This window comes from Nostoc sp. NOS(2021) (assembly GCF_017115025.1).
Classification (GTDB): Bacteria; Cyanobacteriota; Cyanobacteriia; order Cyanobacteriales; family Nostocaceae; genus Nostoc.
The window spans coordinates 1-20,218 of the sequence record NZ_JABXKM010000285.1 but is presented as its reverse complement, the minus strand read 5'-3'; the positions used below and the strand labels follow the sequence as shown (position 1 = coordinate 20,218).

The 20,218-nt window shown below is 42.7% G+C and carries 18 protein-coding genes and 1 pseudogene; 12 read left to right on the top strand and 7 right to left on the bottom strand.

Annotated elements, in window-relative coordinates:
* The first annotated feature begins 605 nt into the window (after positions 1-605).
* The 4 genes from HWQ41_RS28180 (at position 606) to murI (ending at position 5,970) form a co-directional block, all read left to right on the top strand.
* The gene (locus tag HWQ41_RS28180; RefSeq protein WP_292770442.1) at positions 606-2,510 is read left to right on the top strand and encodes an N-acetylmuramoyl-L-alanine amidase; all 1,905 of its coding nucleotides are present in this window, start codon (positions 606-608) and stop codon (positions 2,508-2,510) included.
* Between the two features lie 413 nt (positions 2,511-2,923).
* Positions 2,924-3,079, top strand: a complete 156-nt coding sequence (locus HWQ41_RS28175) for a hypothetical protein (RefSeq protein WP_292770440.1) — start codon at positions 2,924-2,926, stop codon at positions 3,077-3,079.
* Entirely contained in the window at positions 3,076-4,974 is a 1,899-nt protein-coding gene (locus HWQ41_RS28170; protein ID WP_292770438.1) for an N-acetylmuramoyl-L-alanine amidase, read from the top strand. Before HWQ41_RS28175 ends, HWQ41_RS28170 begins: the two co-directional genes overlap by 4 nt.
* Before the next feature lie 129 nt (positions 4,975-5,103).
* Positions 5,104-5,970, top strand: coding sequence for a glutamate racemase (murI, locus tag HWQ41_RS28165; RefSeq protein ID WP_292770436.1), 867 nt, complete (start codon positions 5,104-5,106; stop codon positions 5,968-5,970).
* Between the two features lie 94 nt (positions 5,971-6,064).
* Here the strand turns inward: murI and HWQ41_RS28160 are convergent, their stop codons facing one another.
* Entirely contained in the window at positions 6,065-6,262 is a 198-nt protein-coding gene (locus HWQ41_RS28160) for a hypothetical protein (protein WP_292770434.1), read from the bottom strand.
* A 948-nt stretch (positions 6,263-7,210) separates the two neighbouring features.
* On the opposite strand from HWQ41_RS28160, the gene sds reads away from it, so the two are divergent.
* Positions 7,211-8,182, top strand: coding sequence for a solanesyl diphosphate synthase (gene sds, locus HWQ41_RS28155; protein ID WP_292770432.1), 972 nt, complete (start codon positions 7,211-7,213; stop codon positions 8,180-8,182).
* A 278-nt stretch (positions 8,183-8,460) separates the two neighbouring features.
* Here sds and HWQ41_RS28150 read toward each other — a convergent pair whose 3' ends face one another.
* Entirely contained in the window at positions 8,461-8,934 is a 474-nt protein-coding gene (locus tag HWQ41_RS28150; RefSeq protein ID WP_292770430.1) for a hypothetical protein, read from the bottom strand.
* Between the two features lie 204 nt (positions 8,935-9,138).
* On the opposite strand from HWQ41_RS28150, the gene hetZ reads away from it, so the two are divergent.
* From hetZ to HWQ41_RS28125, 5 genes are all read left to right on the top strand, one after another.
* A complete protein-coding gene (gene hetZ, locus HWQ41_RS28145) occupies positions 9,139-10,344 on the top strand; it encodes a heterocyst differentiation protein HetZ (RefSeq protein WP_292770428.1) in 1,206 nt (401 codons plus the stop codon).
* A complete protein-coding gene (locus HWQ41_RS28140; protein WP_292770426.1) occupies positions 10,337-11,314 on the top strand; it encodes a PatU in 978 nt (325 codons plus the stop codon). The genes hetZ and HWQ41_RS28140 overlap by 8 nt, the downstream gene beginning before the upstream one ends.
* 444 nt (positions 11,315-11,758) lie before the next feature.
* A complete protein-coding gene (locus HWQ41_RS28135; RefSeq protein WP_292770424.1) occupies positions 11,759-14,089 on the top strand; it encodes a DUF3488 and DUF4129 domain-containing transglutaminase family protein in 2,331 nt (776 codons plus the stop codon).
* Positions 14,090-14,243: 154 nt separating this feature from the next.
* Positions 14,244-14,618, top strand: coding sequence for an IS1595 family transposase (locus HWQ41_RS28130; protein WP_292770422.1), 375 nt, complete (start codon positions 14,244-14,246; stop codon positions 14,616-14,618).
* A 106-nt stretch (positions 14,619-14,724) separates the two neighbouring features.
* Complete coding sequence (locus HWQ41_RS28125) at positions 14,725-15,564, top strand: hypothetical protein (protein ID WP_292770420.1); 840 nt, start codon at positions 14,725-14,727, stop codon at positions 15,562-15,564.
* An 81-nt stretch (positions 15,565-15,645) separates the two neighbouring features.
* Here the strand turns inward: HWQ41_RS28125 and HWQ41_RS28120 are convergent, their stop codons facing one another.
* Complete coding sequence (locus HWQ41_RS28120) at positions 15,646-15,876, bottom strand: hypothetical protein (RefSeq protein WP_292770418.1); 231 nt, start codon at positions 15,874-15,876, stop codon at positions 15,646-15,648.
* 109 nt (positions 15,877-15,985) lie between these two features.
* Between HWQ41_RS28120 and HWQ41_RS28115 the strand changes: the two genes are divergently transcribed.
* Positions 15,986-16,177, top strand: coding sequence for a hypothetical protein (locus HWQ41_RS28115; RefSeq protein ID WP_292770416.1), 192 nt, complete (start codon positions 15,986-15,988; stop codon positions 16,175-16,177).
* Positions 16,178-16,307: 130 nt separating this feature from the next.
* Here HWQ41_RS28115 and HWQ41_RS28110 read toward each other — a convergent pair whose 3' ends face one another.
* The gene (locus HWQ41_RS28110; protein WP_292770446.1) at positions 16,308-16,988 is read right to left on the bottom strand and encodes a uracil-DNA glycosylase; all 681 of its coding nucleotides are present in this window, start codon (positions 16,986-16,988) and stop codon (positions 16,308-16,310) included.
* A 191-nt stretch (positions 16,989-17,179) separates the two neighbouring features.
* On the opposite strand from HWQ41_RS28110, the gene HWQ41_RS28105 reads away from it, so the two are divergent.
* Complete coding sequence (locus HWQ41_RS28105; RefSeq protein ID WP_292770414.1) at positions 17,180-17,878, top strand: phosphoribosyltransferase; 699 nt, start codon at positions 17,180-17,182, stop codon at positions 17,876-17,878.
* A 17-nt stretch (positions 17,879-17,895) separates the two neighbouring features.
* On the opposite strand, the pseudogene HWQ41_RS28100 reads toward HWQ41_RS28105, so the two are convergent.
* The 3 genes and pseudogenes from HWQ41_RS28100 to HWQ41_RS28090 all read right to left on the bottom strand — a co-directional run bounded on the left by HWQ41_RS28100 (position 17,896) and on the right by HWQ41_RS28090 (position 19,885).
* Positions 17,896-18,159, bottom strand: a pseudogene (locus tag HWQ41_RS28100) (type II toxin-antitoxin system RelE/ParE family toxin).
* Positions 18,156-18,368 carry a hypothetical protein gene (locus HWQ41_RS28095; RefSeq protein ID WP_292770412.1) on the bottom strand — a complete coding sequence of 71 codons (213 nt, stop codon included), beginning with the start codon at positions 18,366-18,368 and terminating at the stop codon, positions 18,156-18,158. Before HWQ41_RS28095 ends, HWQ41_RS28100 begins: the two are co-directional and overlap by 4 nt.
* 416 nt (positions 18,369-18,784) lie before the next feature.
* Positions 18,785-19,885, bottom strand: coding sequence for a tetratricopeptide repeat protein (locus HWQ41_RS28090; protein WP_292770444.1), 1,101 nt, complete (start codon positions 19,883-19,885; stop codon positions 18,785-18,787).
* Positions 19,886-20,218: the final 333 nt, after the last annotated feature.

Genomic DNA, 20,218 nt, shown 5'->3' with positions numbered 1-20,218 from the left:
CCCTCATCCCCTCTGCTCCCCCATCTCCCAATTGTGCAGTGGAAACTTCTCTCCCCAAATCTCCGTCCCGTGTAATTGTAGAATAATCGTTTGTTTCTAATTTCTACCAGCATTCAAAATGTTACTTATTTCCAGTCTCCCTCGGCTTGTGAGCCTTTATCTGAATATTTTCCAGGTAATTGGGAGTAACACCCATAAATTTTGCTAGATCATCTGACAGTAATGGGAATTATTTACTCAGTGCATCGATGGCAACAAAGAACAAACACTTATCAGTGAACGGCTATCAGTTATCAGTTTTCTAGCTTGATTGGGAGTCAGAGTCCCCCACCTCTACAGGTGGAAGGTTTCACATGGGGATTTAGACCCAATATGAAACCTGATAACTGATTTAAGTGTGTATTAGAGCAGTTTTCAGGTATTTAGCTGAGATGGGGAGTAGGGAGTAGGGAGTGGTGTAGTTCAATTACTTGAAAAGCGCTGTAATACCAGCTTAAAAATCAAAAAAGGCATCAAAGGTCAAGTTTAGGTGGTGACGGTGTGATGATTTACCAGTGAGTTGAGATGTTGACGGCTCCCATGAACATGAATTAGGAGAAAGGACTGTGAAATTACACTGGTTATTATCCAGTACTATTGGAACTATCTTCATGCTATCCTCGCCGGCAATGGCAGCGAGACTTGAATCTTGGCGCTTTGATGCCAATCAAAACAGGCTGGAAATTAATACTGTAGGAGCAGTTCAACCCCAAGCACAACTAATTTTCAACCCGACTCGGCTGGTAATTGATTTGCCAGGAACCACATTTGGGCGTCCGCAGCTAACCCAACAGTTGGGCGGTGGAATTCGCTCGATCCGTGTTGGGCAGTTTGATACAGAAACAACACGTATAGTCATCGAACTGACTCCTGGTTATACTCTTGACCCCAAACGAGTGCAATTTGTAGGTACAACTGGCGAATCTCCTGGGGAGACACTTCGTGAACGCTGGATGGTGCAATTACCTAAGCCGGAAGTCGATAAAGTTGCCTCATCTCCTAGAAGTGCTTACAGTGTAGTTGCCCCAGACTCTGAGCCTCAATCTGGTATTTCAAGGATTGCCACTACTACACGAGGGGCGACTCAACTTGAGAACTTACAAGTAACAGGCGATGGGTTGTTCATTCGTACCAGTGGTGCTAATCCTCCGATTCAGGTAATTCGCAGCCGCGATCGCGCTACCATCTTCGTGGACATCTCTGGCGCATCTTTATCGCCACATCTGGCGCAGCATAATAATATACCCGTTAACAAACATGGTGTTAGCCGCGTTGAATTCACCCCACTACAAACCCAACCTCCTGGTGTCCGCCTGACTTTGCGGGTAGATAAAGATAGCCCAGACTGGCAAGCAACGAATAGTAACGGTAGTGGTTTGGTAGTTCTACCTAGTCGCGTTGTCAGATTGCCTAGAAGTAATAATTCGGACAATCAGTCAGAACCCGTTTCCTTTCCTAGTAGACCATCTGGCAACAACTCGCCAGCAACAATTGAGTCTGTACAACTGGCTGATAATGGCACACAACTGCTAATTAGAGGCGACCAACCTTTATCTGCTACGGGAACCTGGGATAGATCCTCTGGTCTGTTCCGTGTCACAATTCCCAATGCCAAATTAGCTCCCAGAGTCACAGGCCCTACCTTTGCTGCCAATAGCCCCATTCTTCGGGTACGTCTGCAACCCCAAAAACCCAATACTGTCGTTGTCTTAGTTCAACCAGCAGCCGGAGTGCAAATTGGGCAACCCAAGCAAATCGGCAACCAGCTTTTGTCTCTACCAATACAAGGCTCTCGGCGAGTTGTCGCCCTCTCCGTCAGACCCCCCTTTGCTTTACCTGGGCTACCACCGCCAAACCGGGGGCCATTCCCAGATCCAAACAACCCCCATCCCCAGCCTCTAAGACAACCACAACGCCGAGTTACTAATGGGCGAGTGGTAGTGATTATTGACCCCGGACATGGCGGTAAAGACTCTGGAGCGCTTGGCCTTGGGGGGGCACGCGAAAAGGATGTTATTTTGCCTATTGGTAGGAAACTTGGTGAGATTTTACAGCAAAATGGTATACAAGTAATTCTGACGCGGGATTCTGACTATTTTGTTACCCTTCCGGGGCGAGTGCAATTAGCAACGCGAGCTAATGCTGATGTGTTTGTGAGCATCCACGCTAATTCAGCCGGTGCGAGTCGTCCCGATGTTAATGGCTTGGAAGTCTATTATTACGACAGTGGTCTTGATCTAGCTCGCATTGTCCGCAGTAGCATTCTCCAAAGTATTGCTACTCTCAAAGATAGGGGAGTGCGGCGAGCCAGATTTTATGTCCTCAGAAAAAGTTCTATGCCCTCCATTCTCGTGGAAACGGGTTATATGACTGGTCGAGAGGATATGGCTAGGCTGAGAACCTCAGCTTACCAAAATCAAATGGCAGAAGCGATCGCTCGTGGTGTCCTTCAGTATCTAAAGAGAAGATAAGTAATTTAGTCGAAATTATTGAGTAAATACATCTAATCTTTACCATTTTTATCCAATTTAGTAGTAAAACAATTTAAGTATTCTTGCTGCGGGGCAAGAGTAGCTTCTTTGTTATTGTCATCTGATACCTTGCAAGTAAACAGATTTTGAATTTTAGATTTTGCGGAAAGTTGCGTGGGCGGCTCTGCCGACTTGAGCAAACTTTCCAAGACGGATTTTAAATTTTGGATTTGTGTCACCCACAACGAGTGTTAGCCTAGCGGGACTAACGTCCCGCATGAACCTAAAAGACGCTCGTTGCGCTAAAGCGTCTCCCCTTCGGAGAAGACTTGCTCTCCGTGGCGCTATCGGCTTTTCTTCAATCGGGAATCTAAAATCTAAAATTGGCAGTCAAATTTATATAGGCTAATGGCATGGCAAAATCAGAGGAGCGTGCTATATTCTACGCCATTAGCTGTGTCTTAATAACAGCAAAAAACTCAAGTGTGTGCGGTGATGGTGTGAGGATTTGCCAATATGTTCAGATGTTGACGGCTGCCATGAATGTGAATCAGGAGAAAGGACTGTGAAATTACACTGGTTACTATCCAGTACTATTGGAACTATCTTCATGCTATCGTCGCCGGCAATGGCCGCGAAACTCGAATCTTGGCGTTTTGATGCCAATCAAAACAGGCTGGAAATTAATACTTTAGGGGATGTTCAACCCCAAGCACAATTAATTTTTAACCCCACTCGTTTGGTAATTGATTTGCCAGGAACCACATTCGGGCGTCCGCAGCTAACCCAACAGGTGGGTGGTGCAATTCGTTCCATCCGGGTTGGGCAGTTTGACGAACAAACAACGCGCATAGTCGTTGAATTGACTCCTGGTTATAGTTTAGACCCCAAACGAGTGCAATTTCTGGCCACAAATGGCGATCGCTGGACAGTGCAATTACCTACGCCAGTAGCCGAAAATGTCCCCTCAAAAAATACTGAGGGGCAGCAAGGAGAAGTTATGTCCAGAGAAACTTCACCGAGAACATCTACACCAACATTCTCTCCAAGGAATATTTACAATGTAGTGAGAACCGGCTCTGTTAATCCACCTAACAACAGAATGGTTTTCGCCAGAGTTACTCAAATTGAGAAGTTACAAGTCACAGGCGATGGTTTTTTTATCAGTACAAGTGGTGGTAATCCTCAGATTCAGGTAAATCGTAGCAACGATCAGAAGGCAATCAACATCGACATTGCTGGCGCAACTTTATCACCAAATCTAGAGCAGCGGGATTTGTCGATTAATCGCTATGGTGTCAGCCGTATCCAGTTCACTCAACTGCAAACAAGCCCATCTGTTGTTCGCCTGACTTTACAGGTGGATGAAAATAGTCCAAATTGGCGAGCAACCACTAGCAGTGTTGGTGGTTTTGTGATTCTACCCAATCGTGGCGTTGCCCAGTTGCCTGGAGGTAATAATCCACGCTCCATACAACCTGCTAACTCCTCACCTGCGAGTATTCAGTCTGTGGAACTGGCTAATAATGGCACACAACTGCTGATTAGAGCCGACCAAACTTTATCTGCTACAGGCGGCTGGGATAGAACTTCTGGTCTGTTCCGCATCACTATTAACAATGCTAAATTAGCTCCTAGAGTCATAGGCCCTGCTTTTAATGCTAATAGCCCTATCCTGCGGGTACGCCTGCAACCACAAGAATCCAATACTGTCGTCGTCTTGGTTCAACCAGCGGCAGGTGTGCAAATTGGGGAACTCAACCAGGTTGGCGACCAGCTTTTAGCTTTAGAGTTACAACGCTCTAGTAGCATCACACCGCCCATTGCTTTACCTCCCCTGCCATCGCTAAACTCAGGACAATTCCCAAACCCCACAGATAATCCCCGTCCAATCTCCCAGACACGGACACACTCCTCGGTTCCCAGAGGGAAATTGGTAGTAGTTATTGACCCAGGACATGGTGGAAAAGACTCAGGTGCTCCTGGTCTGGGCGGACTTTTAGAAAAGGATGTAATCCTGCCTATTGGTAAAAGGGTAGGAGCAATTTTAGAGCAAAATGGTGTACAAGCGGTACTTACACGGGATGCTGACTTTTTCGTAGAACTTCAGGGACGGGTAGACATTGCTAAAAGAGTTAATGCGACTTTGTTTGTCAGCATTCACGCTAATTCGGTTGATAATCGCCCTGATGTCAATGGGTTAGAAGTATATTATTACGACAGTGGTTATGCTCTGGCTGAAGTAGTTCGCAATACCATCCTCCAGGACATCGGTACTATCAAAAACCGAGGAACCCGCAAAGCCAGATTCTACGTTCTCAGGAAAAACTCCATACCTTCTATTTTAGTGGAAACAGGCTATATGACTGGTTACGAGGATAATCCTAGATTGGGAACACGAGAGTATCAAAATCGGATGGCAGAAGCGATCGCTCGTGGCATCCTCAAATACTTACACCGCTAATATAGTACAAATTACTCATTCAATAGGTGGTCTTTAGACCTCTTTTCCGTGCAGAATTTAGTGGTAAATTAGCGAATTCTCTGCTAGATTCTGTATTTTATATCCAAAAACCTAAATCAACATCTGCCTGTGTATTCATCTTCCATCTTTGAAGGAAATCTTGACGATTTTTCCGATCTAGAACCCCAACGTGCCCCAATTGGTATCTTTGATAGTGGTGTGGGTGGACTGACAGTACTGCGACAACTCTATCGGCAACTCCCCAATGAATCTATTATTTACTTTGGGGATACAGCTCGAGTTCCATATGGCATCCGCTCACAAGCAGAAATTATCCAATTTATGCGTGAAATCCTCACCTGGATGGAAAAGCAGGGTGTGAAAATGGTTGTTATGGCTTGCAACACCAGTTCGGCACTAGCGCTGGAGACAGTAAGTAAGGAGTTTTCTCTACCAATCCTTGACATTATCTTACCAGGGGCAAGGGCAGCAGTACAGCAAGGAAAGCGCATTGGTGTAATTGCCACTCCAGCTACGGCTAAGAGTAATGCTTATAAACACGCTATACTTGAAATTGATCCTAATGTTCAAGTTTGGCAAGTTGGATGTCCAGAGTTTGTACCACTCATCGAGCAAAACCGCATTCACGACCCTTACACTGCTGAAGTAGCACGAGCCTACCTAGAGCCTTTATTAGAGCAGGAAATTGATACCTTAGTCCACGGCTGTACCCATTATCCCCACCTCACACCAGTACTGCGATCGCTCCTGCCCTCTCAAGTCCAGTTGATTGATCCAGCTGTTCATGTTGTGGCTGCTTGTGCCCAAGAGCTAGACTTACTAGACTTAAGAAATACCCACCCAGCATTGCCAACTCGCTTCGCTGTGAGCGGTTGTCCGCAACAGTTTTCCCAGTCAGGATTGCAGTGGCTAGGCTATACCCCAATGGTTGAAGAGGTTTCCTTCACTGATACTGCTATTTCCCAACTCCAATAAAACTAATTTGTCCTTAGTCCTTTAATCAAAACAAATGACCAAGGACAAATGACAAATAACAAATGACCAATGACAAATGACAAATGACAAATGACTATTGACTATTAACTGCTTCAGTCACCTTTGTCCTTACTGATATCTCTTGTATGTGTTTCCCTTTGGCAGATGAAGCCAAACTTGTAGTAACAGTCTTTGTACCCGTTCGCTTCGCCAGTGCTAATAACAGGTAAACTGTGAACAAATATCCAGACGCTAAAATAAAAATCATCATAGACATACTTCCGTAAATCATTGTTCTACTAGTACCTTTTCAAACGAATATAAAATTCCATAAAATTAGTAGAACCTCAGCCAAGCAAGTGCATTCTTGATGGCTGTAGTTTCCTATAGTAAAATTACCTATAAAGATAAAATTCTCTACGGACAAAGAATTTCATTATCTAATGCGACTTCTTGCAGACCATAAATCCCACAGCAGTTAGATTACCGTTTGGCAATCTAAAACTACGATTCTCACCGGTCTACTTGATCTGCTTTATTTTTGTTCAAACTACTGCGAAAAGAGCAATGCTTGCGCTCAACGTGCGCCGAAGACGTGTAGCGGCTTCCCATAGGGATATCGCATAGCTCCAAACCAGGAGTTGCTGTTATCGTAGGAAAAATCAAAGGAATTATTCCCTTCATCTAAGCTACGACTAGTTATTTTAGACTCACATCACCAACTCAGTAAAATCAACTAGTAGGTGACTTACTTTGGGGTGTGAATGTCTGAAAAATTTAAAATTCCTATATTTTAGCCTAACACAACCACCCGGAATTTTGAGCTTACTCGGCTGCTAAATTTCAAATTTTTTGAATAGCTGCACTTGAGTCCTGGATAAATTTAGTCTTAACCCATTGCCGACAAATTTAAATTGTATCCATTTTGTGAATAAGTAATATTGCTTAGATTAGGTTTTGCTCTGTGGCGGAAAACGTGGATTGGGAAACTACTTAACATAATTTAAGCTTATATTTATTCCAGTATACTGAGAATTCATGTTTTAAATTAGTTTAAAACCTGAGTCTCCAAAAATCAAGCATAATTGCTTATTGACATAATCACTATCAAGCTTAATTATCACCCATAGACTCATTAATATGGGATTACTTTATGAAAACTTTGCGCGGGCACAGGGTTATCTTAAAATGAGTATAGGATATGTAAACTTTCGTAACCTAAGCCAGAGTCCGCCCATCCATGACCCCAGCCACCTCCCTGTTTACCCCTGTGGAAGCAGACCTGCGACTACTAGCAGATAACCTAAAACAGCTAGTTGGAAATCGCCACCCCATTTTGTTTGCAGCAGCCGAACATTTATTCGGAGCTGGGGGAAAGCGTATCAGACCAGCAATTGTCCTGCTAATATCGCGGGCAACAATGTTAGAACAAGACATTACGCCGCGTCACCGCCGCCTAGCTGAGATTACGGAAATGATTCACACAGCAAGCTTGGTACATGACGATGTGGTAGATGAATCAGACGTGCGGCGAGGCGTTCCCACCGTTCATAGTTTGTTCGGGAACCGCATTGCCATCTTAGCAGGAGATTTTCTCTTTGCCCAATCGTCCTGGTATTTAGCAAACTTGGACAATTTGGAGGTGGTGAAACTGCTCTCAGAAGTCATTATGGATCTAGCTACTGGGGAGATCCAGCAGGGACTGAATCGTTTTGATGTTGGTATCTCTATTGAAACTTACCTCCAGAAGAGTTATTACAAAACAGCTTCGTTAGTTGCCAACAGTTCTAAAGCTGCTGGGTTACTCAGTGAAGTCTCACGAGAAACTGTTGAGCATATGTATAGCTACGGTCGTCATTTTGGTATAGCATTTCAAATTGTTGATGACATTCTAGATTTCACCAGTACAACAGATGCCTTGGGTAAACCAGTGGGGTCGGATCTCAAAAGTGGGAATCTGACTGCACCCGTTTTATTTGCTTTAGCCCAAAAACCATCCTTGGAAGTGCTGATTGATCGAGAGTTTGCCCAAGAAGGGGATTTAGAGCAAGCACTGGAACTAATTCAAGATAGTCAAGGTATACAGCAGGCGCAAGAGTTAGCTGCTCACCATGCTAAGTTAGCAATTGAACATCTTGCAGTTCTCCCACCCTCAGAATCCCACCAGGCATTGATTAACATCGCTGAGTACACACTCAGTCGCCTCTATTAAATCAGTTATCAGTTAGAAAGTGGGGATTTAGGTGTTGGGTGTGTTACGGCTTCCGACTCTACCTCACTGGGAAACTAAAACTTGAAACCGGAAAAATGTTCACTGATAACTGTTTTTTAAGCAATTTTAGGTTTCACCGAGAGTTTAGCTACTGGCGTGGTGTAAGGGAAAGAAAAAATTTATTTTCTCCCTGATTTAGAAAACTTTTTTAAAGGAATTTGAGATTTAAAAATTTGGATGTGGGATTGTATCTAAAAAATCCCACATCCAAATTTTTTCTATGCAATATCAGGGGGTATCTGTTTAGGCGATCGCTGTTGTCGCAACTGTTGTTGCATGAGTTTTTCTAGTTCAGTTCGCCGAACTTCAACGGTATGAGTGGTCTTACCCGGCGTTTCCAAAAAAACGATACTATCTACGGGTTCCAATGCCACGATTTGGAACAAAATATGGGTGACAGGAACAATTTTAGCTAGCATTTGAGGGTCAAGCCCAGCAGGGGAAATTAGAGAGACATCCTGTATGGTAGGAAAAGCGTAAATAACACGCTTTTCCAATCCTGGATTAGCACGATTGCTCAATGTAGTTAAAACCCAGCTTTGCTCCGAATTTTGGAGAATATAGTATTGGGAGTAGCGTAACTTTTGAGCGATCGCTCTAAGGGCAGGAGCAATTGCTGCAACAAGATGTGGTGTCATACCATCGCGGGGTGCATTGTCAATCAGCAATTGAATTTGTGCTTCTAAATCCATAATGACTTGTATACGGCTCCTGGGTAATGGCAATAACATCTATCAAAGTGTGAACAATCCCATCAAAGTTGGGAATAATAAAATCAGCCACATCCTAAATATAGGATTGGTCTGCGTTTAGCTTATACGTAAAACCAAAAAAGCCAATACCCACAGTCGTACAGGTTGTATTTAAATACTTAGGGTCTTTTCAAAACCGAGACTATGAATTCAGCCGCAACCGCAACTATTCCATCTGCAACTATTCTGGGAGAAAATTCTAAAGGCGTGGAGGTGATCTTTCAACTCCTGTCCAGGGAGTTTCAGCAGTCAACCAAAGCTTCGGAACAGAATTGCCACGATGTCGCAACACGTATTACCACCGAAGTCTACCGGATTTGTCATGAAAGCAAACGTATCCAAGCTTCTGGGTCTGTAGAAAGCTCGGCAATGACCCTGGCTCGGCATCGGCTGCAACAGTGTCTCAGGTATTATCAGTTGGGTTCAAATCGGGGCAGGGTAGAATTACACAGTACTCTGAGTGCAATTATTTATCGATACATTAATCCCCCTCAGAAGCAATTGAGCTATCAAGGGCGGCTGACGATAATTGAAGATTTCCTCCAAAGTTTTTATCTGGAGGCATTGAACGCTTTCCGGCGAGAAAATCAACTCGGTGCCACTTATCGCCCTCAGACGCTCTTGGAATTGTCCGAGTATATGGCATTTACTGAGCGCTATGGCAAGCGACGCATTCCCTTACCAGGCCGTCAGCAGCAGCTAATTATCCTGCGGGCGCAAACTTTTTCCCAACAGCAGCCCCCAGAAACCAGCGTAGATATAGAACAAGCCGCAGAAGGCAGCAATAGTGAAGCTGACGGTTCTTGGGAAGAGCCAGCAGTGCACCAATTGCGCTCCACAATGGCAACGCAAGCCGAACCCGAACCCGAAGAAGACACCTTGCGCTCCGTTGTCGTTACAGAATTAATGAATTATCTCGAACAACGGCAACAATCTGACTGCGCTGATTATTTTTCCCTCCGCCTCCAGGATCTATCTGCACAGGAAATTGAGTCGGTTTTAGGTTTAACCCCTCGTCAGAGAGATTATTTGCAGCAGCGCTTTAAGTATCATTTGATTCGGTTTGCCTTGTTGCACCGTTGGGAATTAGTTCATGAGTGGCTGGAAGCTTCTTTGCACACCAATTTGGGCTTAACTCCCCAGCAATGGCAAGCATACACAGCGCAGCTGGACAATAAGCAACGGTCTTTACTAGAGTTGAAGCAACAAGGACAAGCCGATGAAAAAATAGCAAAAACTTTAGGGCTGTCAATGGCACAACTTCAAAAACGATGGTTTAAGATTCTTGAGCAAGCTTGGGAAATTCGTAACTCATTAGTGTCCGGATCAGGTGCATCTACTCATGAATAGTGACTCAGAATCCTTACAACACCAGTGTCTCGATTGGTTATTGACAGATAATGTCAAAAATAACGAGCGATCGGTAGAATGTGAGGAAAATGACGGGGTAGAAAACCTCCTCAAGGAAGCCACTGCTTCAAAAAGCAGTCAGCCAAAATTGGGAGGAACGCCCCAGGCCTTTCAACTGGGAGAAATTCCTACTGTGCAAGATCGTTTTCAAGCTGTCCTTAAGCGTCGGTTACAAATCCAAGTCCAAGACCATCCACCGTTGTTTCCTTGGGAAACACAATTAATCGACTATCCCGATTTTATTGACGAGCCGTCAATGACACTCGTTCCAAGCTGGGGGTGGATGGTACAACAGTCGAAGCTGAACCTGCCGCGTCCCTTACCGGAGAGAGTTTTCCGGCAATTGCTAGAACAGTGTCAGGCGTTGGTTACATCTTCAGTGCCTCTGGGGGCAAAATTAGTTCAGGTCGTGGAGAACTTTTTTCCCAACGAGTCTCAAGCACTAAACGATATAGCTGGATTGGTGCTAAGAAGCACCTATCGGTCTGTAAATACTCTGGAGACAATGCCCAGTATTCAGAGCGATTACTCAGATTTACAACCGCGTCAACAGATGGCTTTGTCGTTGCTAGCAGCTAAACAACTGCTGGAAAATCTGACTCTACCACTTTCAGCAACCAGTCCAGTGGTAGAAAGACAATGGCTAACCAGTGTCGGTACTTTAAACATTAGAGTAGAGTCTCAGTCTCTAAGTAAACTTACGAAGTTACTTGTTCGGGTTGAGTTACCCGTTAAAGGAACTTTGACGCTGCGGGGAAGTGGCACATTAGCAATGGCAACATCTTCGACTTCGGGATACTTAAGTGTAGAGTTAGGCTGCGAGCAACTTAACCCAACTTATACCCTGGAAGTTGAGTTTCCAGAAATAGACCAACAGTCGTTGTTGTTTGTCATTAGTCCGACGATTTAGTTGAAATTGCCACCGCTAGCACACTACGTCGATCAACACTGATATATATTAAGAGGATTTTCCTGGTTTTGAAGCTTATCCTATTTTTCAACAAGCGGTCATTAGGGTGTCTACGAGAAGCAGTTATTACAAAGACACAGGGACGCGCGGATATGGGGACATGGGGACATTGAGAAAGTATTTGATTATTTCTCGATTCACCGCGTCACCCATTTTCCGTGTATCTCCATCTCTACCCCCTATCTATAGCGGTTCTCGCTTGAGTGAAGTAGAAGAACCCCACCCCCAACCCCCTAAGAGCAAGCTCCTCGCTTGCTCTGATGTACCTTACTTATGATTGATTAGGAAACGCTATATCATTTTTTTTACACAGTAGTAGGGTGGGTAATTACGTGCCCCACATTGTGTTTTTCGCATCTACATCATTGCTTCTACTAGACTCAAATGTTTAACTTATCCAGGATAAATCGGTTTTGGCCTCTTCCTGTAGGTAATTTCTGGCGGCAAAATCCGCAGAGGTCGCCTTCAACAGAAGTGGAAGATTCAATTTCCTTGCGGGTGCTGGTGCTAGCGTTGGTTATTTTGGGAATTGTGGCGACGGATATCGCCGCCGAGACTTCATTCAGTTTTTGGGCGTTCCCCCTGAGTGGAGTGGGTACGATTTGGAGTTACTATCGTCGCCGCGATCGCAATATTGCAGTTAAGTTTTGCATCGCCATCGGGATGTTAGTAGCACTGGGTGCTTTCTTTGGGCGATTAGTGGGGGAGTTGAATGATACGCGGTTGGGTTTGGCAGAGTTATTAATTCAACTACAGGTGTTACACAGCTTTGATACGCCCCGTCGCAAAGATTTGGGTTATTCGATTGTTATCGGACTGATTTTATTGGGTGTGGCGGCAACACTAAGTCAGACTTTAGCATTTGCACCTGTGCTGCTGTTATTTTTAGCGATCGCTCTCCCAACTTTAGTATTAGATTACCGCTCACGCTTAGGTTTGCAGCTATTAAAAACTCAAAAGGAAAAATCCCATCAGAAGAATTCCTCAACTCTGAATTTTAAATTTTTAATTCTGAATTTTTTGCTAATTGTCGGTCTGGGGCTGGCAATTTTTGCTATTTTACCCAGATTTCCTGGCTATCAATTACGAACTTTCCCTGTAAGTTCTGCTATTCAAGTAAAAGGTAGTTTTACAGGACGTAGTATTATCAATCCCGGTTATGTCCACCAAGGTAAAGGTAATAATCAAGGCAGTGGTAGCGGTGGTACGGGACAAAATCAAACTGGTCAACCAGGTAAAGTAGATAATGACTTTTATTACGGTTTTAATAGCCAAATTAACCAAAACCTGCGCGGCGAGATGAAACCTAAGGTTGTAATGCGGGTGCGATCGCAAGCTGAGGGTTTTTGGCGAGTACTAGGATTTGACCGTTATACAGGTAAGGGATGGGAGGTTTCCCGGAATGAAGATGTTACGACTATCAGGCGATCGCCTTGGTCTTACCAAATTTTTCTTTACCCATCTGTGCTCGTTGGTAAAACCCAAGAGGTAGTGCAAACTTATACAGTGGTGTCGGATTTGCCTAACCTAATTCCAGCGATGGCTTATCCGAAGGAAGTTTACTTTCCGACACCAGTGATCGCTGTTGATAAAGAAGACGGATTGCGATCGCCTATAGAATTATCAGAAGGACTCACCTACACAGTAATTTCCGCAGTACCATACCGCGATCGCACTTTATTAGGTGAAGCTTCTACTAATTATCCAAAACATATTAAAAAGTATTATCTGCAAATTCCTCCCGAAATTGCCGAAAAAGTCCGGCAACGCACCGAAGAAATTCTCGCTAACTACAATCAAGAAGGAGTCACAAAGTTTTCTAAAAGCCTGGATTCACCCTATGAAAAGGCTCTCTATTTAGCTCAATACCTAAAACAACACTATTCTGTTCCCCAAAATCCTTTAGAATTGCCTTATTTGAGTGAAAAAGAAGACTTGGTAGAAACTTTTTTGTTCAAGCAAAAGGGAGGCTATCCAGACCACTTCTCTACAGTTCTGACGGTGATGCTGCGTTCAATTGGCATCCCATCGCGGTTAGTGGCGGGGTTTAGTTCAGGAGAATTTAATCCATTTACAGGGCTGTATGTTGTCCGTAATACTGACGCTTATGCGATGACGGAAGTGTATTTTCCTAAATATGGTTGGTTTGCCTTTGACCCTATTCCCAATCATCCTCTGATTCCCCCATCTATTGAAGACACTCAGAGTTTTAGTGTGTTGCGCCAGTTATGGCACTGGGTTGCTGGATGGTTGCCCTCTCCAGTGACAGGTTTGTTGAATAATGTATTTGGGACAATATTGAGTTGGATAATTAGAGCGATCGCTTGGTTTTTAGCTTTATTCTCTCAAGGTTGGTTTGGCGTATTGACTGGCTTAATCTTGTCAACTACGGCAGCTTTCTTTGGTTGGCTGGGTTGGGGACAGTGGCGAGAGTGGCGCAACCGTCGATGGTTAAAGAAATTGCCAGCAATGGAAAGCCTTTATCAACAAATGCTGCAATGGACAACCCAAAAAGGTTTAGGCAAACATCCAGCCCAAACACCTTTAGAGTATGCCAGAGTCTCATACGAGCATCATGCCCCAGCAACTGCTGAGGTAATAGATGAGATTAGCCAAGCCTATGTTAGTTGGCGTTATGGTGGTCATACGCCTAATTTGAAGCGATTGCGAGAGAGATGGGAACAACTGAAAAAGGCTGGTAAGACTGATAAGTAACCCAAGATGTCGGTTCTCAACTGATCTGTATTTGTTACCCTCAATTCATGCGATCACAAGATTACTTTGGTGTTTTCTTAACGCTTGATACATATTGCTAGAAAATTAAAGAGTAATTTTTGACATGGTTATTCTCAGAACTCTGAGAATAACTATGTCACTAAATCACGAAGAATGCCTTGCCATACTTGAGCAAATTCGCTGGGGTGGAAAGCCAAAGTGTCCATACTGTGAATCAACCAACGCTACTGCGTACAAGAATGAACGCAGGTATCACTGTAACGAATGCTTTACCTCATTCAGTGTTACAGTAGCTACACTTTTTCACAAGACTCATGTAGAATTACAAAAGTGGTTTGTAGCAATTCACCTTGTGCTGAATTCACCAGGGGGTATCAGCGTGCGTCAGCTTGCCAAAGAGATTGGGGTTAATAAGAACACAGCCTGCTACATGATTGAGCGTATCCATCAAGCTATGACCGAGGAACAAGAACTGCTGAAGAAGCTTGTAAAAGCAACTCAATCTTAGACTAGTAATAAAAACGTAAAATTCATTTATTGTAAGTATTTTTATTTCAGTTATTGATTATTGGTACTAGCCTATAGTATCCAGCTATTGATTTGGAGGTAATTTGATGATTTTAACAATGCTTAAACCAAAAATAGCTACATTTATTGCTTATGCCTTCGTTGTTGTGGCTTTTTTTGTTGGTTTTGGTCTCAATTCTGCCCTTGATTATTTTTTTGAACCAAAAACAGAGGTAGGTAAAGGTAAAATAGAGCAACAATACACAATAGACAGAAATAAGATAATTTATGGGATTTTCTCAGGTATAGCATTAAGTTTTATATCATGGAGTGTTGTCTCAGCAGTTGTTGAAGCTTCTATTAAATCAGATTCAGAAGAATTAAAAAACAAAGAAATGCCAGATAAAGTGAAAGAAGCTATATCTGCTTTTAAAACAGAATTTCCAATATACATAACAACAGAAATAGGAAATATATTGTCAGAATTAGATTTAGAAAAGGAAGGATATGATAAATTAAAGGAAACAATTCAATTACGTATCGCCGAGAGGGAAAAGAAGTTTTTAGAAAGATATGATAACTCTAGAAAAGTTGTAAATCATTTTAGAGATACTAATCGCGGGTTGCATTTAGCAGATAAAACTACATCTGAGACAATAAGACAATGCAATATTGCTGCCATTTACCGAGATTCATTTAGCCAAGATATAAGGAGGTGTTTAGGATGGTTGATAATCAGCCTTCAGCATCTGAGAAATCGTAAGTATAATCAAGAAGAATGTGCCTCAATAAAACCAAGTATCGGAAATGAACCTTATAAATTTGCTCTCAATATTATTAAAGAGGAACTAAAAAAGGTTTCTGGTGAAAACGATGATACAGGTGTTGTAGGAGATTACGTTAATAGATTAATTAAACTTTTGTCCGATGAAAACCCTAATGAATAAAATATATTAGTTTCTTAGCAATATTATTATTTATAGTTTGCTAGTAAATAAAACGTTAAGTGCTGATGGTATTCGACCATACTAACTTTTGTTGAACATGTTAATATCACCCTCTGGTTCTGGAGTATTTTTAACTTTTGTTATTTCTTGATATATTTTACTTTCAAGTGTTTTGACGCGACCGCGAAGGTCTTGGTATCTCTGTGGATTGGCTATTACTCTTATTTCTTTGTCTATAATACCAAGAATCTGTTTCAAGTCTTCAGCGTAATCATTTAAAAGGTCTAAATAATCGTTTCCAGATAAGTTCATTTGTAGTACACAATTAGCTAAACTTTATCAAAATTATTATCCTCGTTTAGTAGATTATTTGTTTACTATCTGTAAAGTCACTACCGCTAACTAGGACAGGATAATATTATTGATTCAACTACATTCAAAGCCAAAGTTAAAAATTTATAGAATATCTGTACTGCTATGCGATCGCACTTCCTCACCAAAAGCGATCGCACCTCAACCATCACATTCAACTTACAGTCAAGATTCGCTAGACAACTCTCTCACTTGTCTCATGCGCTCAAAATCACTATCCTGTGAAATAATTGTCAAATGATGACGCAAAGCTATCGAACTTTTAGACTCCCTAGCAGTCAAAATTCTGGCATAATTCAGATATAGGCTGCACCTAAAAGAAGAGATTAAAGGCGCTATAGTTTGCATTTATTTTGGATAATTTCACCAAATTAGCTGTTATTTTGGATTTCGTCTAACTTGGCACGCACTGCCCGGATATCTTGCCACATCAACCATTTCGGCGCACCTTGTTCCTTAGAAGGGTTACGCAGCAAATAGGAAGGATGAAAAATTGGCATACATAAACGCCCTTCCCACTCCAACCACTGTCCGCGAATTTTCGTAATCCCCCGCTTATCGCCAGTGATGCCTTTGACAGCAGTTGCACCTGTTAACAAAATTATTTTGGGGTCAACTAGGCGAATTTGTTCTAATAAGTAGGGTAGACAAGCCGCCACTTCTACAGGAGTGGGAACTCTATTATCTGGTGGGCGACATTTATTAATATTGGCAATGTATACATCCTGCTCGGTAGTCAGATTTACAGATGCCAAAATTTTTTCCAACAACTGCCCTGATCTGCCCACAAATGGTAAACCCGTTTCATCTTCATTTTGACCAGGCGCTTCCCCTATAACCATAATTGGGGCTTTGAGATTACCGCGTCCGACAACAGCATGAGTCCGAGTGTTTCCCAATGGGCAACGGTGGCAGCGATCGCAATCCTGTGTCAATTCCGTTATGCTGTCATAAGTTCCCGGAGCGATCGCAATTTTCGCGTCTGTAGGAATCAGTTCTCGTTGGTTAAAGCTTGAGTCGTCGAAGAGGCTGAGTTGGGTTTCGCTGCTCATGAAAATCAGGATTTTGGCATTAGCACCAGCTGTCATATCTGAGTTAAATACTGCTCTGGTTGGAGATTTATCAGAATAAATAGACTTTTGCTGAATACTTATTATTTATAGAAATCTTATTGTATCAGTTAATTTGAGACAAAATTCAGTCATCATAAAAGCAGTGCCGTCCTAAGATGCTGGGGGAAACTATGTCACATACCCCACTTTTCGCCGATCGCACCCATGCGGGTGAGTTATTGGCGCGAGTGATTCATGATGTTTTGACTCAGCAAACTATTGATTCTGGGGTAAAGCCTGTACCAATTGTTTATGCTTTGCCAAGAGGGGGTATACCAGTAGCAGCACCAATAGCACGTCTTTTGGATTGTCCGTTGACAATTGTCGTAGCGAAAAAGATTACCCATCCAGAAAACCCAGAGTTAGCAATTGGTGCAGTCACTACTTCTGGAAATGTTCTTTGGACTGATCAAAACCTATTTCGCCCTAAACATGATGCGCGGTGGCGGGAAATGGCTTTAAATAAAGCGATAAACCTTGCTAAGTCTCTTGAAGCTGAATTAATTCCGGCTTGTCCGCAGTTCAATGCAGAGGATGCTACGCTGATCTTAGTTGATGATGGCATTGCTACAGGTATGACAATAGCGGTAGCGGCAACTGCCATCAAAGCGCTTTCTCCAGCAGCAGTTTGGCTATGTACTCCAGTCGCGCCACCAAAATTGCTACCTTGGTTAGAACAGTGGGGCGATCGCACAATTGTCTTGGAAACACCGGAACCCTTCTGGAGTGTGAGTAATTTTTACGCCCAATTTCCCCAAGTAGATACATTAGAAGTTCTCGTATATCTCCAGCAACAAAAGACAATAGGGGGAATTGATCTGTGCGAGTAATTTGGAATTTTGAATTGTTAATCGTCCCGATAAACTTCTCTACGATGTCCTACTCTGACAACGGTTATTACTAAGACATCATCGCAAATATGATACAAAATCCGATAATCGCCTACTCTGATGCGATAACGGTTTTCACCATTTTTTAATTTGCCAACAGCATCAGGCCGAGGATCAAGAGCCAATTGTTGAATTTTGCTCTCTAGCCTTTATTGAATATCTACGGGTAACTTTTTGAGTTGTTTAGATGCATTTTTGGAAATTTCTACTTGATAGCTCATGCAATTTTTTGCTGATGTTCTGACCAAGTTAAAGTGCCATTTACGGCGATATCTTTTAATCCCTCTTCAAAGTCTATTTCGTCAGAGTCGTCTTCCTGTTTACTAATTTTTAATAGGGATAAAATATCTTGTAAGGTATCATCATAAGCCAGTTCTAATTGTTCATTAATAGCCTTAATTAACGCTTGCCTTTTAGTTGTAGTTTCCATGTTTATACTCTTTTTAACTGCTCGTCATTGTCTATAGTTTGAACACCTTATTTTACTCTAAAATAGTGTTTCACCGCTTCTAGATAAATCAGAACTTATAGCAGTTGCCAGGTAGCGGTTGACATCAGCTAATCAGAAAACACTGACACCAAGAGACTTTCAAGCCTGTTAAGAGTTCCCTGTTCCCTGCTAAATTTGTAATAAAATTTACTGGATGACTAGAAGCGAAAAGCTATTTCGGTGATTGGGTTCTAAATTATACGCCACTTTCTGGCCAGTTGCTATGAGCTATTGCTGCCACCGCAATTCCCTAGCAGGAAAATTGAAGTTGCTGAACAATAATGCACCGAACCAAAAGAGATTTTACGAATCACCTTGAAAGGGCTAGTTCTGGAATTGTTTCCCTCTCTTACTTTTTAACTATTTGGAAATGTTCCCTGCTGGTATTGCATAGCTTTGGCATAATCACCCAAGGCGTAGCAAGCGACTTTCAGACTGGCAAGAGCTTGTTCTTCACTACGGCGGTCTTTAAGATTCCTAGCTAACAGCAAACGTTCTTCATAATATGTAATTGCTTTGTTATAGTCACCCAAAGCTTCACAAGCAACTCCTAAACTACCTAAAGACTGTTCCTCACCACGCTTGTCTTGAATTTCTTTGGCTAATTGCAAGCGATCTTCATAATACTTAATCGCCTTAGCATAATCACCTAAGGCATAACAAGCATTTCCCAGATTCTTTAGCACCTGAGAAGCACTGCGAACATTTTTTAAGGAGCGTGCTATTACTACACACTGCTCATAATAAGCGATCGCTTTTGGGTAATTGTCCAAAGCATACCAAGCATTACCCAAATTCTTGAGTACCTGTTCCTCGCCCCAATTATCTTTGAGTTCCCTCACAATTTCTAGGCTTTGCTGCTGATACTCAATTGCCTGTGTAAAGTTGCCTGAAGCTTTATACACCAATCCCAAATTATTCAGTGCTGCCACTTGACTGCGTTTGTCTTGCAGTTGCTGCGTTATTTTCAAACATTTTTCTAGAAACTCAATTGCCTTTTTAGGGTCATTCAGGTGACGGTATGCATTGCCTAAATGGGAAAGTGCTTGCATCTGCACTGCCAAATCTGAGGTGTCTTCGCTCAAAGACAGACACTGTTGGGAGTAAGAGATAGCACCTTTGTAGTCTCCAGCGCTGTAAGTTACCAACCCTAAAAAAGAAAGTACCTGTGCCTGTTTTTGCAAATCCCCAACTGCCTCAAACAGCCCCAAGGATTGTTGTAAAGACTTCATCGCCACTATTAATTCACCAGCTTGCTGCTGTTGAATTCCTTGCCGTAGTAGCTTGGACGCTTCCGATAAATGGTCATCACTTTCCTGTGGAGGTAATATTTCTGCTTGCCAACCAGAGTCAAATTCATGGGTAATTGTATTACGCTTCACTGGTTTTAAGTATGTTATGGGTAATTGCAAGGGAACTGTATTTTTCGAGCTGTTATTCCATTCGCCTTTAGACATCAACCCCTTCCTGTTAAGTCTGGTGCCTAAATCTAGTGTTCCCAAAACCAGAATGTATCTTTCATCAGGCTGGTTTACCACAGCACGGTTTGTTCAGATAAAGAAATTTTAGATTTGGCTAACCAGTTCCAGGTATTCTTTAAGTATAAATAAATACTAAAAAGTCCGCACTCATGGCTGCGATCGCGACTGCAATTGTTTTCGGGTTATCTCCTAAGACAGCAAAGCGAATTTGGTCATAGTCATATCATGTCCGCATAATTAGTTGTGATTCCCACAGTCATTGCACCCCACACGCCAGTCGCTCATGGGGGAAACCCCCAAGACCGCGCT

Coding starts and splice junctions, on each gene's coding strand:
- HWQ41_RS28175 (WP_292770440.1), top strand. CDS start 2,924: ATGGCAAAATCAGAGGAGCGTGCTATATTCTACGCCATTAGCTGTGTC.
- HWQ41_RS28160 (WP_292770434.1), bottom strand. CDS start 6,262: ATGATTTACGGAAGTATGTCTATGATGATTTTTATTTTAGCGTCTGGA.
- sds (WP_292770432.1), top strand. CDS start 7,211: ATGACCCCAGCCACCTCCCTGTTTACCCCTGTGGAAGCAGACCTGCGA.
- HWQ41_RS28150 (WP_292770430.1), bottom strand. CDS start 8,934: ATGGATTTAGAAGCACAAATTCAATTGCTGATTGACAATGCACCCCGC.
- hetZ (WP_292770428.1), top strand. CDS start 9,139: ATGAATTCAGCCGCAACCGCAACTATTCCATCTGCAACTATTCTGGGA.
- HWQ41_RS28140 (WP_292770426.1), top strand. CDS start 10,337: ATGAATAGTGACTCAGAATCCTTACAACACCAGTGTCTCGATTGGTTA.
- HWQ41_RS28135 (WP_292770424.1), top strand. CDS start 11,759: ATGTTTAACTTATCCAGGATAAATCGGTTTTGGCCTCTTCCTGTAGGT.
- HWQ41_RS28130 (WP_292770422.1), top strand. CDS start 14,244: ATGTCACTAAATCACGAAGAATGCCTTGCCATACTTGAGCAAATTCGC.
- HWQ41_RS28125 (WP_292770420.1), top strand. CDS start 14,725: ATGATTTTAACAATGCTTAAACCAAAAATAGCTACATTTATTGCTTAT.
- HWQ41_RS28120 (WP_292770418.1), bottom strand. CDS start 15,876: ATGAACTTATCTGGAAACGATTATTTAGACCTTTTAAATGATTACGCT.
- HWQ41_RS28110 (WP_292770446.1), bottom strand. CDS start 16,988: ATGAGCAGCGAAACCCAACTCAGCCTCTTCGACGACTCAAGCTTTAAC.
- HWQ41_RS28105 (WP_292770414.1), top strand. CDS start 17,180: ATGTCACATACCCCACTTTTCGCCGATCGCACCCATGCGGGTGAGTTA.
- HWQ41_RS28095 (WP_292770412.1), bottom strand. CDS start 18,368: ATGGAAACTACAACTAAAAGGCAAGCGTTAATTAAGGCTATTAATGAA.
- HWQ41_RS28090 (WP_292770444.1), bottom strand. CDS start 19,885: ATGTCTAAAGGCGAATGGAATAACAGCTCGAAAAATACAGTTCCCTTG.